General features: G+C 68.8%; 4 protein-coding genes. All 4 read left to right on the top strand.

Going from position 1 to position 14,487, the window contains the following annotated elements:
* Positions 1–494: 494 nt before the first annotated feature.
* The 4 genes from GSF22_RS00085 to GSF22_RS00070 all read left to right on the top strand — a co-directional run bounded on the left by GSF22_RS00085 (position 495) and on the right by GSF22_RS00070 (position 14,390).
* A complete protein-coding gene (locus GSF22_RS00085; protein WP_208810501.1) occupies positions 495–3,584 on the top strand; it encodes an AfsR/SARP family transcriptional regulator in 3,090 nt (1,029 codons plus the stop codon).
* A 709-nt stretch (positions 3,585–4,293) separates the two neighbouring features.
* Positions 4,294–5,802, top strand: a complete 1,509-nt coding sequence (locus GSF22_RS00080; RefSeq protein WP_208810500.1) for an amino acid adenylation domain-containing protein — start codon at positions 4,294–4,296, stop codon at positions 5,800–5,802.
* 17 nt (positions 5,803–5,819) lie between these two features.
* Positions 5,820–13,046, top strand: coding sequence for a condensation domain-containing protein (locus GSF22_RS00075; protein WP_208810499.1), 7,227 nt, complete (start codon positions 5,820–5,822; stop codon positions 13,044–13,046).
* A gap of 12 nt (positions 13,047–13,058) precedes the next feature.
* Positions 13,059–14,390: an acyltransferase domain-containing protein gene (locus GSF22_RS00070; protein WP_208810498.1), complete on the top strand. Its 1,332-nt coding sequence runs from the start codon at positions 13,059–13,061 to the stop codon at positions 14,388–14,390.
* The last annotated feature ends 97 nt before the right edge of the window (positions 14,391–14,487 follow it).

Below are 14,487 nucleotides of genomic sequence, written 5' to 3'. Positions count from 1 at the left end.
GTGGAGAACGGCGCAGGGCCCGGCCTCCGGCCGGGCCCTGCCGGGTCGGCACGACGGATGCGCACTCCCGCCAGTCTGCGTACGGCACCGTCCGTTGTCGCTGTGGGGCCGCCCCGCGCTGAGGCACCAAACCGACCGTCGGCGCCACCACCAACGCCACGCACCGGGAAGGGGCGCGTGCCGGGCAGCGCCGGTTTCGTCCTGCGCCGGTGGTGGCCCCGTTGGCTGGTTGGTCCGCCGCGATGTCACCGCGCGTGGTGACGATCTCTGGTCGCGCCGCTGTTCGCCGCCCACGCCGCTGGCTCCGGCGCCGCCTCCACCCACCGTCCGCGCCGTCTCCGAGTTCCCGCAGGTCGTAGCCGAACTTTGGCAGTTTCATCGACGAACGTCGCAGTGGAGGGACGATTATGCCTATAGTGGTACCGCCCACTCCCCTTGGCTTTCCTGCACATAGGGGGTGCCGTAGTCGAATGGAATGACGGGGGTCGACGACGGTGAACTTCATATATTTCCGTCTTCTCGGGCCGCTGCAAGTGGCTGGACCCAAGGGGCATGCGGACATCGCGGCACACCGCCAACGCATCATCCTGGCGATGCTGCTACTGGCTGCGGGACGAGTCGTCTCCGTTGACCGGCTCGCCGAGGCGGTTTGGGACGAGTCACCGCCACAGACCGCCAAGGGGCAGATTCAGATCTGTGTCTCGGCGCTGCGCCGGAGCCTTGCAGAGGTCGGCCTGTCCGACGTGCTACAGACCCGCCCACCTGGATACCTCCTTGAGGTCGACCCCGAACAGGTGGACCTCCTGGTCTTCCAGCGACTGATCAGCGAGGGCAGTCGAATGGGCGAGCAGGGCAACCTTGATGAGGCGGTGGAACTGTTCGGCCGCGCGTTGTCCCTGTGGCGTGGCAACCCTCTCGCCGGACTCGAAAGTCGGGTCCTTCGGGCCGTAGGCGCCCGCATCGAGGAGATGCGCAGCCGAGCTCACGAGGAACATATGAACCTGCGGCTCCGACAGGGCGCGCATACGGAGATTGTCGCTCAGCTTTTTGACCTGGTAGAGGAGTACCCGCTACGCGAACACATGCGCGCCCAGCTGATCCTGGCACTCTACCGCAGTGGACGGCAGGCCGAAGCCCTGCAGAGCTACCGCGAGGCACGGGAAACGTTGGTCAGTGAGCTCGGCATCGAGCCTGGGGCGGAGTTACGCGAGCTCGAACGGGCAATCCTGCTCGGTGACACCGAGTACGAGTTGAAACCGCACCTGCCGAGCGTCGCCCAGTCGCTGGTACAGACGGCATACACCCCAGCCCGGATCCTGCCACCGGACATCGCCGACTTCACCGGCAGCCTGCTCGCCGAACGGCTGCAGAACCTGATCGTCGCCCGCTCAGCGGCCGAGGACGTCGCGCCCACCGTGGTGTCCGTGTTCGGTAAGGGCGGCATCGGGAAGACGACGCTGGCGATCCACGCGGCCCGCGCCGTGGCCGCAGAGTTCCCCGACGCTCAGCTGTACGCCAAGCTCAACGGCAGCACCGCCGAGCCGTTGCCGCCGTCCTGGGTACTCGAACGGTTCCTGCGCGCGTTGGGCGTGAGCGGATCGAAGATTCCCGAAGGGCTGGACGAGCGGGCAGACACGTTCCGCGGCCTCGTGGCCGGCCGCCGGGTACTGATCGTGCTGGACGACGTCGCCGACGAGGACCAGGTGCGTCCGCTGCTACCGGGCGGCGGGCCGAGCGCGGTGGTGTTGACCAGCCGGCATCGGCTGACCGTCCTGCCCGGCATCCATCAGCTCGAATGCCAGGAACTCAGCACCAACGACGCGGTGGAGTTGCTCGCACGCATCGCCGGACCGGCTCGGGTCTACGCCGAGCCCACGCAGGCGCTGGAACTGGTGGAGCTGTGCGGACGGCTTCCACTGGCACTGCGCATCGCGGCCGGCCGGTTGCTGTCCCGCCCGCACTGGACAGTGGGAAAGATGGTCGAGCGGCTCACCGTCGAGGACAGCCGGCTGGACGAGCTGACACACGCCGGGCAGTGCGTGCGCTCCAACATCGGGCTCAGCTACGAGAGCCTGAACGACGCCGAGCGGCGGCTGTTCCGGTTGCTGGGCATGCTGGAGGCACCGGACTTCGGCGAGTGGATCTGCGGGCCGCTGCTCGGTGGAAGCGACCCCGAAGGGGAGGACGTACTCGCGGGTCTGGTGGCCGCGCAGCTCATCGACGTGGAGACGCCGGCCGAGGGACACACCCGGTTCAGGTTGCATGACCTTGTGCGCGCCTTCGCCCGGGAGCGGCTGATCGAGGAGGATGCGGAGGAGGAGCGGCGGGCCGCGTTGCACCGGGTCCTGCGCGCGTGGCTGTCCGTCGCGGACGAGGCGCACCGGCGGGTCTACGGCGGCGATCACACCCTGCTGCACAGCCCGGTGCAGCGCTGGCCACTGGCGCAGGGCGCCTGTGACCGGCTGTTGTCCGACCCGCTGGGCTGGTATGCCACCGAACGCTCCGCCCTGGTCGCCATGATTCGTCAGGCAGCCGACATCGGGGCCGACGACCTCTGCTGGGATCTGGCGTTCTCCAGCGTGACGCTGTTCGAGGCCCGGTCGTACTTCGACGACTGGCGGACCACGCACGACTTCGCGTTGATCGCGGTACGCCGCGCGGGCAACCGGCTGGGCGAGGCGTCGATCCTCTACTCCATGGGCGCACTGGCGATCGCGGAGTACCGGCTGCGGGACTCGGTCGACCTGCTGTTGGCCGCCGACGGGCTCTTCGCTGAACAGGGGGTGTTGCACGGGCGGGCTCTCGCGCTACGCAACCTCGCTTTCGTCGACCGCGTCGAGGGCCGCCCGGCCGAGGCGTTGGCCCGCTATGAACAGGCCCGGAACTGGCTGCATGAGCTCGGCGACGTGATCGGCGAGGCGCATGTCCTGTCCGGGTTGGCGCAGTTGTCGCTGGCCGAGCAGGACCACGCCGCCGCGACCAGGCAACTGCATGAGGCGCTGGAACTGATCAAATCCAGCAACAACCGACGCGTGCACGCCCAGCTGACCTACCGGCTGGGTGAGGTGTCGCTGATGTCCGGTGAGGTGGATGTGGCGAGCGCGTCCTTCGCCGAGGTGCTCAGCACCGTACACGAAGCCGCAGACCGCATCGGCGAGGCATACGCCCTCTATGGTCTGGGTGTGGCGCGAATGGCGGCGGGGGCTCCCCAGAACGCTGCGGCCACCCTCCGCCGGGCTGCGGTCGTGGCAGCCGAGGCCGGTGATCCGATGATCCACGCGCGGATCTGGCTCGCCCGAGCCGAGGCTCACCATGCCATGGGTTCGCACGACGTCGCCGCCCGCCTCGCCGGGGATGTGCTACCGCTGTTCCAACGGTTGGGTGCGCAGTTGTGGCAGGCGCGGACACTGCGGCTACTCGGCGACGTTCACCACGCGTCCGGCCCGATGCAGAGCGCTGTCGCCGCGTGGCGCGAAGGGCTCGCGATGGCGGCCATCATCGAGTCGCAGGACGCCCGCGAGGTGGTGAGGTCGCTCACCGGCCGGCTCTCCGGCGTGGACAGCCGCGCTGACCAGAATCACTGACGGCTCCCTCTTTCGTCCGGCTTTCGTAGCAGCACCGCACCGGCGAATCCGACGGGCCACAGCAATGGCGAACCGACAGTCATCAGTTAGCAGCGTTCGATTGAGTGACAACGGCTACCACGGGGGTACGCCACGAAGCTCAGAGAGGCACACCATGTTGGTTTGCGACCCCATCGTGAAGGCTCAGGCCGCTCCGGCTACTCCGGCGGTGGAGGCTTCATTCCTGATCGCGGTCGGCACCTCGTTCTCCGTTTCCTCCGCCGCGCGGGAACGATCTGCGGTCGTCTCGTGGTCGCCTTTGCTCGCCACCCGGGACACCAACTGGGGATGAGCCGACTGTCCCGGTAGCCTGCGTGTCACGGGAATCACGATCTGGATCCGCACGCGGTTGATCGGGGATGGCTGGTCCGAGATTGCTGCTGCGAGTCGGTCGGCGGAGATCAACCGGCCGGCTCAGCGCAGCGTCATGGCAGGCGCATTCTCCATCGCAGGAATCCAGCATCCACTGGCCTCTCGGCCCGTTGAACGAATCCGGCCGCACCATTCGCTTGCCTGGCGACCTCGAAAACCGGGCGTGCTGGTCCCGGATCGGTCCTGATAGCGCGCCGATAGGGCCATGGCTGTAGATGAGGTACCGGTATCACCACAGGTCAACCCTTCAGCTGTCCCAGGCCGTTGGTGCCGTCCGCCCGAACGATGAGATGAGGAAATGGACTCGATCTATGACCTGTTCGTCGAGGCGTCGGAGCGCTGGCCCGCCCGAACCGCGCTGGCCGACGCGGCCGGAACGCTGACCTACGGACAGTTGCGGTCGGCAGCGACAGCCGTCGGCACGGCGCTCAAGGCACTGTCCGACCCGGGCGACCGTCTGGTCAGCGTCCGGATAGGCCACGACCGGTACGCAATCATCGGCCTGCTCGGTGTACTCGCCGCAGGACTGGCCTACGTACCGGTGGATCCGGAGTATCCGCCGCACCGCCGACGACTCCTCGAAGACGACTCGGGTGCACGCATCGTGCTCACCGATCGGCCGCTGTCGGCAGACGAGAGACCGGCCGGCATGGTCGGGCCGATACAGATCGCCACCCGCCCGACGAGCGTGCCCCGGGAGATCCCGTCCGATGTCGCCTACATCATCTACACCTCGGGCTCCACCGGTCGGCCCAAGGGCTGCCTCACCGCCCACGAACATCTGGCAGCCTTCATCGACTCATGGAACGCCACCTATCCGACAGGTCCTGGCGATGTGTGGACGATGTTCCACTCACTGTCCTTCGACTTCAGCGTGCTGGAGTTGTGGGCCCCGCTGACCAGTGGCGCGACCTGCGTGCTCGTCCCCGCCGAGACCGCAAGGGATCCGGTCAGGTTCATCGACCTGCTCGACCGGGAGCGGGTCAGCATCGTCGCCCAGACTCCCACCATGTTCGGCAACCTGCGCACCGGCCTCATGATGCTCGGGCGCTCGCTGCCACGGCTACGCATGGTCGTCGTCGGCGGCGAGGCGTTCCGCCCGCACGACGTAATCGGCTGGATCGAGCAGGGGCTGGCACCGAACTCCCGGATCGTGAACGCCTATGGGCCCACCGAGACCACGGTGATCGTCACCACCAGCCCGCTTTCCGAGGAGCACTGCCGGCGGATGTCGCCGGCCGAGACACCGATCGGCAGGCCGTTGCCGCACGTCCACGTTTCGGTCCGCGACTCCGAGGGACGTCAGGTCGACCACGGAACCCCCGGCGAGCTGTGGATAGCCGGTTCGAGCGTGGCGCGCGGCTACCTCGACCGCCCGAAGCTGACAGAGGAGCGTTTCGTCGTGTCCGACGGCGTGCGTTACTACCGCAGCGGCGATCGGGTGGTCAGCCACGACGGCGCGGAGTACCACTTCCTGGGCCGAACGGACGACCAGGTGAAGGTGCGCGGCTTCCGCATCGAGCTCGGTGAGGTCGAGGCGGTCATCGCCGACCTGAAGGGGGTCCAAGCGGTCGCGGCCGGCCTCGAAACGACGTCACACGGGCACCAGCGGCTGATCGCGTACGTCGTGACCGACTCCGGCGACGTGGACGCGGAGAGCATCCGGCAGCACCTACGCCGGCGACTGCCGGCGCAGTACCACCCAAGCCGGATCAAACGGCTGGCCCAGCTACCCGTCAGCGGTAGCGGAAAGCTCGACCGTGCCGCCCTGGCCGGTGCAGCGGATCTCGGATGGAACCGGCAGTAGGGCAAGGAGGATCAGCAATGGCAACCACTTCAGCCGACCCGGACACCGACCCGGCCGCAACCGCTCGCCGCGCGCTCGTCGCCAGGCGTCTACGCGGTGAGGCGAGCGATGCCCACTCGATACCGCCTCGCCCGGCCGGGGAGCCGACTCCGCTCAGCCCGGCCCAGCACGGCCTGTGGGTGGTGGACCGGATGCTGACCGACAACGCGCTCTACGGCGTGTACGACGCCGTACGCCTGCGGGGCCCGCTCGACCTGGCGGCCCTGCGGGCCGCGTTCACCGAGGTCGTGGAGCGCCACGAGGTTCTGCGCACGGTGTTCGTGGAGCGTGACGGCGAACCGGAGCAGCGGGTGGTGCCCCATGAGAGCACCGCTTTCGTGGTGCGCGACGCCGCCCCGGAGCAGGTGGTGCAGGCCGTCGGTGAGGAGCTGGCGAAGGGCTTCGACCTGTCCCGTGGTCCGCTGGTTCGGGCCACGCTGCTGCGACTGGCCGAGCAGGACCACGCCCTGCTCCTGCACCTGCACCACATCATTGCCGACGAGTGGTCCTGCGGGCTGCTCGCCCGAGAGCTGTGCGAACTCTACCGGGCACGGACCGAAGGAGACGCCCCCCGGTTGGCTCCCGTGGAGGTACAGTTCGCCGACTACGCCAGTTGGCTGCGCGGCCAGCTCACCCCTGAGCGGATCGGGGCCCACCTCGACCATTGGCGCGCGGCCCTGTCCGGGGTCGACACACGTCTGCACCTGCCCACTGACCGCCCCCGACCGGTCAACCCGTCGTACCGCGGTGCGGCGGTGCGGCGTCTCCTCGACCCGGAGCTGAGCGGACAACTGCGCGACCTCGCCCGGCAGCACGGCACCACGCCGTTCACCCTCATGCTGGCTGTCTTCGGGTCCTTCCTCAGCGAGTACGCCGGGCAGGGTAGCTTCGCGGTCGGTTCGTTGGCGGCCGGACGCGGTGTCCCGCAGACCGAGTCGTCCCTCGGCCTCTTCTCCACCACCGTCGCCGTCCCGTTCGATCTGCGGGAGCGCCCCTCGTTCACGGAAACCGTCGAGCGGACCCGGCGGCAGGTGCTGGACGCGCTCACCCACCAGGACGTCGCCTTCGAGCAGGTGATCTCGGCACTCAGGGTTGAACGTGACCCGTCACGCAACCCGCTCTTCCAGGTGATGTTCAAGTATCTGGAGTCCGGTGACGGGCGCTGGAACCTGCCCGGCGTTCGGATCGAGCGTATGGACCTGGCGACCGGCTCTTCCAAGATGGACCTGACTCTCTCCGCGACGGATCGCGGTGAGTCCATCGAGCTGGACCTGAACTATGCCACCGACCTCTTCCGCGAGGAGACGGCGGCGGCGATGCTGGGGGCGCTGGAGGCGTTCACCCGGCGGGTCGCCGCCAACCCGCGTCAACCGGTCGGTGCGGGCGACGTGCGCCCGGCATCCATTCGGCAGCGACCGCGGGCGACGTCCCGGCGGTCCGAGGCGGAGTCCAGGATTGCCGCGGTGTGGACGGAGGTGCTGGGCCGCGACGACGTCGACGTGTACGACAACTTCTTCGACATCGGTGGCGACTCGTTACTGGCCATCAAGATCGCCAGTGTCGGGCAGCAGCGCGGACTGCCGTTGTCTCCGCCGATGCTGCTCAGACACCAGACGATCGCGGAGCTGGCCACCGCACTCGACGGCGGCGACCCGGTCGAGTTCCCACTGGCAGGGCTGGATGAGCGGGCGCTCGATCGGGTACTGAGGCACTTCGGCCCGGACGAGGTGGAGGATGTCTACCCGCTGTCGCCGTTGCAGGAGGGGATGCTCTTCACCGTCCTCGCCGACCCCACAGGCCGGCCGTACGTCCAGGAACACGTCTATGACCTGCAGGGCGATGTCAGTGCCGACGCGCTCGGCCGGGCGTGGCAGATCGTCGTGGACCGCCATCCGGCACTGCGTAGCCGCTTCCTGTGGGAGGGGCTGCCGCATCCGGTCCAGGTGGTGTGCCGTAACCTGCCGGTCCGGATCGAGACCGCCGCGCCCGCGGCCGACGACGGCGTTGACCTCGCCGCCCCACCGCACCGTTTCACCCTGACGCCGAACGGCTCCGGTACGTACCGGTTCACCTGGCGGACACATCACCTGCTGCTCGACGGCTGGAGCCGGGGCCGGGTGCTGGACGAGGTGCTCGCGGTCTACGAGGCGCTACGGTCCGGGCAGCCGGTACCCGAACTGCCGCCGGTGGTGGCGCTGCGCGACTGGGTGGCGTGGCGGGAGGAACGCCGCCGCCGGGGTGACACCTCCTTCTGGCGACAGCACCTGCAGGGAATCACCGAGCCCACTCCCCTGCCCTTCGACGGGCCCACCGGCGGTACGGGTGGATCGGCCGTGGAGCTCCTGGTAGTCGACGATTCCCTGGCCAGGGAACTACGGGACCTCGCTCGGCGCTGCCGTGTGACGGTCGGTGCCGTGGTACATGCCGCGTGGGCGGTCACCCTCTACCGCAACGGGTGCGGCCCGGACATCGTGTTCGGCACGATCGTCAACGGCCGCTACGGCGATCTGCCCGGTCTCGACCACGTTGTGGGCATGGTGATGAACACGCTGCCGCTACGGGTCACCATCGATCCGGCGAGGCCGATGTCGGAGCTGATGAGCCGTACCGGCGTGGCCGTGGCCGAGTTGCAGAGCCACGCCAACAGCTCGCTGGTGGACGTCAAACGGTGTAGCGAACTGGCGGCCGGTAGCACCCTGTTCGACAGCATCTTCCAGTTCGAGGCCGGTCCCTCGCCGGACGGTTGGACCCCGGCCGGTACGGAGGCCAACGCGGTACCCACCCCGATCGAGGTGGGCTATCCACTGGCGGTGGGCGCCTTTCTGGACGATCGCCTGACCTTGCAGGCGCAGTACCAGCGCGGCCGGATGCGCCCGCAGACCGCGGCCAATCTGCTGGCCGGTTTCGTCGAGGTACTCCGTGCGGCGGTGGCGGATCCCGGCCGCGTCGTAGGCGAGGCTACGGTGCCGCGTCCTGCACCGCCGGTGCGGAAGCATCTTCCCGTGGACGGTGGTTCAGGAGACCATGTCGTTCCCCGCACGCCAGCGGAGCGGGCCTTGGCCGACATCTGGTCGCAGGTACTGCGTCACCAGAACGTGGGCATCCACGACAACTTTCTGGCGCTCGGCGGCGATTCGCTGCTGTCCGTCCGCGTCGTGGCACTCGCCCGCCCGGTGGGACTGACGTTCACCTCCAGGGATGTGCTGGAGCAGCAGACCATTGCGCGACTGATCGCCGTGACGCAGGACAATGCCGTCCGTTCGACGACGCCACCGCTGCCTGCACCGCCGCCGGCGAAGGCCCGCTACCCGCTGGCGGGTCTTGGCGACAAGGAGACCGCCATGCTGCTGGCTTCCTTCAACGAGGAGGACGGTGGGGTAGAGGACGTATACCGACTGTCACCGCTACAGCTGGGCATGCTCTTCGACCGGCTCGCCTCCCCGGCCAAGGACGAGTACTTCCGCCAGTACGTCTGGGAGATCACCGGGGCGTTGGACGTCGACGCGTTCGTCGCGGCATGGCAGCAGGTCGCCGGCCGTCATCCCATGCTGCGGGCCTGTTTCCGGTGGGAGGGCCTGCGCCACCCGGTGCAGGTGGTGCTCAAGGCCCCGCCACTGGAGGTACGCCATCTCGATGGCCGCGCGGTGCCTCAGCCTGATCGGGCGGCCTGGCTGGACGGGGTCTTGGCCGAAGACGAAGCGCGCGGCCTCGGCCTGACCACCCCGCCGCTCCGGCTGACCCTCGTCAGGACGGCTGATACCGAACACCGTCTGGTGTGGACCACACACCACTTGGTGATCGACGGATGGAGCCAGCAGGTCGTGCTGAACGAGGTCCTGGACCTCTACTCGGACGGTCAGGTTCCGCCAGCAGTGCCGTTCCGGGGCTACATCGACTGGATCCAGCGCAACAGGCAGTCCGGCGCTGACTATTGGCGCGAATTGCTCTCTGGTTACCGGCCGGCCGTCGGTGAGCCCAAGGACGACACCGGCTGGGGCAGCCGTCGGGTCGTGCTGCCGCAGGACCTGGTGGAGGCGTTGCGGGACACGGCACGGCTCCACCGGGTGACGTCGCATGCCGTACTGCTCGGGGTGTGGGGTCTGGCGCTCACTCGACCCGACCACGACGACGTCGTCTTCGGTACCGTCCTGTCCGGGCGTGGCATGGACATACCGGGCGTGGAGCGGATGGTCGGTCTGCTGCTGCACACGGTGCCGACTCGCGTACGGGTGACCCCGGACAGTACGCTCCAGGACTGGCTGCACGGGCTCCAGAGCACTCTGCTGGAGCAGCAGAACCGGCCACCGCAGTCGGTGGCGGATATCCAACGTGCGATTGGACTGCCGGCCGGGCAGCGGCTGTTCGACGCCGTCTTCACGTTCGAAACGCCCGGCGAAGACCTGCGGCCGCGCGACGGCCTGCGGATCACCCCGGTCGAGGGTGAGCCGGGCCGCCCCTTCCACCCCCTGGTGTGCAAGGTGAAACTCGACGCCGACCTGTCGCTCGACCTTGAGTACTGGCTCAGCCATCACGACGATGCGCAAGCCGCGCGGCTACTCGACGAGTTCGCCCGGCTGCTCTCGGTCGTGGCGGCGGCGCAGTCAGATACGACCCTCGCCGAGATCATCGCTGGTACGCAGACAGCATCAGCGCGTACGAGCGCAGACACGCTGGACATTCTCGCGGACATCTGGGCCCGGTTACTGGAGACCGGCCCGGTACTGCCGGAGGACGACTACTACGACCTGGGGGGCGACTCCATTCTCGCCTTCCATGTGGTGGCCGAGGGGCGTCGGGCCGGACTGCCCATCAGCATCCGGCACATCAACGAGTTCCCGGTGCTCGCCGACCTCGCCGCAGCGGTCGACGGTGAGACACCGACGGTGGACACGCCGTCCGACGCCGGTGCGGCCGGCGGCGACATCCCGCTGACCCCGATACAGCACTGGTTCTTCAGCCATGTCGGCAATCCGCACCACTTCAACCAGTCGCGGCAGCTCGACCTGTCGGTCAGGGTGGACGAGTCGGTACTGGCGCGTGCCTTCCAGGCGGTGGTCGCCCAGCATGAGGCGCTGAGGTTGCGGTGCAGCCAGGACGGTCCGGCATGGCGACAGCACGCCGCCGAGCGGGAGGAGAACGCCCTCGTCCGGCTGATCGACCTGGCGGACGCACCCCGGTCGCTGTGGACCTGGCGGATCAGGGAGATCACCGACGAGCTGCACCAGAGCGTCCATCTGGGCCGGGGACCGTTGCTGCGCGCGGCCCTGATCCGCGCACCGCGCGGACTCGCCGACCGGCTGGCAATCGTGATCCATCACTTTGCAGTGGACACGGTGTCGTGGGGGATCATCCTCGACGACCTCTGGTCCGCCTACGACCAGCTGGCCAGTGGCGGCGACGCCGTCCTGCCCGCTGCCACGACATCCCTGCGGCAATGGGCGCACCACCTGGTGGCGCATGCCGGAAGCCGAGCCATGGCCGAGGAGCTTCCGCGCTGGGAGCCGGCCGGGCCCGCGCCGCACCGCCTGCCGCAGGACCTCGCCGGCGTCAACACAGAAAGCTCGCTCAGCTCGGTGGAGACCGTGGTACCCGCGAGCGACACCGCTGCCCTGGTCCACGGGGCGCAGGAGACCTACGGCGCACCGCCGCATGTCCTGCTGCTCACCGCGCTGGCACGCACACTGGCCGGCTGGTCCGGGGGCGGAAGCGCGCTGATCGACATCGAAGGGCACGGGCGCGTGCCACTACGCCCCGACATCGACCTGTCCCGTACCGTCGGCTGGTTCACCAGCATCCATCCGCTGACCGTGAACCTGCCGGACCCTTCCGATGTCCACGCCTGCGTGACCGCGGTCGCCGAGGCAGTCCGCTGCACCCCGCATCACGGGGTCGGCTACGGCATCGCCCGCTATCTGCGGGGTGCCGTGAGCGAGCAGCGACCACACGCCCAGGTCGCGTTCAACTACCACGGCCGGCAGGGTGAACTGCCCACTTCCAATGGCTGGTACCGGTTCGCCGACGACCAGTCGGTGGCCCGCGATCCCTCCACATTGCGGCCCTACCTGCTTGATGTCGACGCCTCGATCGACGGCCGGTACCTACAGATCACCTGGAACTATTCGACGAACGTGCACCGCCACGGGACGATTCAGGCACTGGCCGACCGCTTTCTGGCAGAGCTACGTGAGATCGTCGCCGCGGGTAACCACCCCGCCGCTGCCGAGACCAGGGCGGAACGGCACTGGCGGCTCTTCCCGGCAGCACCGGCGATCACCGAGGCCCGGACCCGGCACCGGGTCGCGGGGGTGAGCGTCGCGCTGCTCTCCGGTGGCAGGCTCGCCGAGGCCTGGAGCGAGGGCTCCACGCGCGCCGAGGCCGGGGTACCGGTGGGACCGGAGACCGCCTACCGCGCTTGTTCGGTCAGCAAACATGTGACCGCGCTGGGCGTGCTGGGACTGGTACGGCGCGGGGTGTTGGATCTGGAATCGGACCTGCGCGGACATCTGCCGGACCTGCCTGGCCTGGCGGACCGACCAGTGACGCTGGAGCAGTTGCTCCGCCACACCTCCGGGCTCGACGAGATCCCGATCATCGACACGAGCAAGCAGCCGACCCTCAACCTGGTACGTAGAGCGGACGACGACTTCCACTACTCGTCGGGCAACTATGCGGTGCTGCAACGTCTGGTGACCGTAGTGACGGGCCGACCGTTCACGGACGTGATGCAGGAACTGGTCCTCGACCCACTCGGGATGACGCACAGCAGCTACGGCGATCCCGTCGACCGGACCAACGTGGCGGTCGGCCACACCCCCGACGGCAGCCCGGCCGACACCCGCTGGAGAACCTTCCACGAGCTGGCCGCCGGCGGCCTCTGGACCACGCCGACCGATCTCGCCCGGGTCGCACAGGACATCTACCGCAGCGTGCACGGTCAGGGCGGCGTCATACTCGACCGCGACCTCGCGCTGCGAATGCTCAGCCCCCGCAACGGTGTGGGCTTCGGACTCGGCACCATCCTCAAACCCGGCAGGGGATCCCTGTGGTTCGGCCACCCCGGTGACCTCGACACCTTCCAGTGTTTCACCGCCATGGATGTGGAGAGCGGCGACGGCCTCGTGGTGATGGCCAACATCGGTCTGGCCGCGACGTTCCTGCCCGATTTCCTCGCGGCGATCGGCTTCCCGATCCCGCCCGCACTCTGAGAGCTCACGACGATGACCGATATCGAACCGACCTGGCGGGCCTACCCGTTCGCCGCCGACTCGCTGACCGCGTTGGACCACCTCTGCCAACAGGCTGCTCTTCGCCTACCAGAAGCACCGCACTCGGTGGCGGAGGGCCGGTTCCGGCGGGTCGTGGTCGCGCGTGGACCGGTCCACGCCGGCGTCCTGCTGACCGAGCCCGACCCGGGTCTCGTCGTCGACGGCGAGGCCGTCGCGGATGAGGCGGAACGCACCACCATGTTCCTGTTCCCCGGCGTCGGGGACCATCACCCCGGCCTGGCCCGTGACGCCTACGAGAGGCTGCGCGTCTTCCGCGACACCCTGGACGAGGCAGCGGACGTGCTGCGGCCCGCGCTCGGCCTGGACATCCGGGAACTGCTGTATCCCCCTGGCTGCAGCGAGGAACCGGAGCGAAACGTCAGCCTGCTCGCCGCTCTGAAAGCGCGTGGTGACAGCTCGAGCCAGCTGCATCAGACCCGCTTCTCCCAGCCCGTCGTATTCGCCGTCGAGTACTGCCTGGCCCGGCTCCTCATGTCCTGGGGCCTCACACCCGGTGGCATGGTGGGCTACAGCGTCGGCGAGTACATCGCGGCCTGTCTGGCGGGGGTGTTCTCGTTCCACGATGCGCTCCGGTTGGTCGCGGCACGGGCGGAGCTCATGGAAGAAGCTCCACCCGGCGCCATGCTGGTGGTCAACGCAAGCCGGCACGACCTCACCACCCCCCTTCAGGAGTACGGCGGCAGTCTGTCCCTCGCTGCGGTCAACGGGGCTGCACAGTGTGTCGTCTCCGGCGCAACCGACGCCGTCGCCGACTTCACGGGGCGCTGCACGGCCCTGGGTGTGGCAACGCTCCCGGTGCCGACCCGGCACGCCTTCCACTCGTCACTGATGGCGTCGGTCGAGCCTCCGCTGCAGCAGCTGCTGTCCGAGGTCGACCTGCAGCCACCGGCCCTGCCTGTGCTCTCCAACGTCTCCGGCACCTGGATCGGGTCGGCCGAGGCCACGGACGCCCGGTACTGGGCCGGGCATGCGTGCAACACGATCCGGTTCTTCGACAACCTCACCGAGATGTGGCGCCTGCCGCGCGTTCTCGCGGTCGAGCTGGGCCCCGGGCAGATGCTGCGCTCGCTGGCCAATCAGCATCCGGATCGAGCAAGGGCCCGTGACGCCGTGGTGCTCTCCGCAGTTCGCACCCGCACCGGCCAGCACGGCTCGGTCGCCGCGCTGCTGGTCGCCGCCGCCCACGCGTGGGTCCGCGGCGACGCTGTCGACTGGGCCGCCGTCAACCGGTCCGGTCTGGACCGCACGCAGGCAACGGGGTAGCTGGATCGGATCCTCGGTCGCCAGGACGAGCGCCTCGACCAGGAGACCGCTCGCGGAGTGGCTGGCGCGGCTGTCCGGGGCGACCCGGCGGTCGGCG

The sequence above is a fragment of the Micromonospora echinofusca genome (genome assembly GCF_017614955.1).
GTDB lineage: Bacteria > Actinomycetota > Actinomycetes > Mycobacteriales > Micromonosporaceae > Micromonospora > Micromonospora echinofusca_A.
This window is presented reverse-complemented; position numbering and strand designations above follow the sequence as displayed.

What these genes read in the sequence shown, in the direction of transcription:
- GSF22_RS00080 (WP_208810500.1), top strand. Translation starts at nt 4,294, where the DNA reads ATGGACTCGATCTATGACCTGTTCGTCGAGGCGTCGGAGCGCTGGCCC.
- GSF22_RS00075 (WP_208810499.1), top strand. Translation starts at nt 5,820, where the DNA reads ATGGCAACCACTTCAGCCGACCCGGACACCGACCCGGCCGCAACCGCT.
- GSF22_RS00070 (WP_208810498.1), top strand. Translation starts at nt 13,059, where the DNA reads ATGACCGATATCGAACCGACCTGGCGGGCCTACCCGTTCGCCGCCGAC.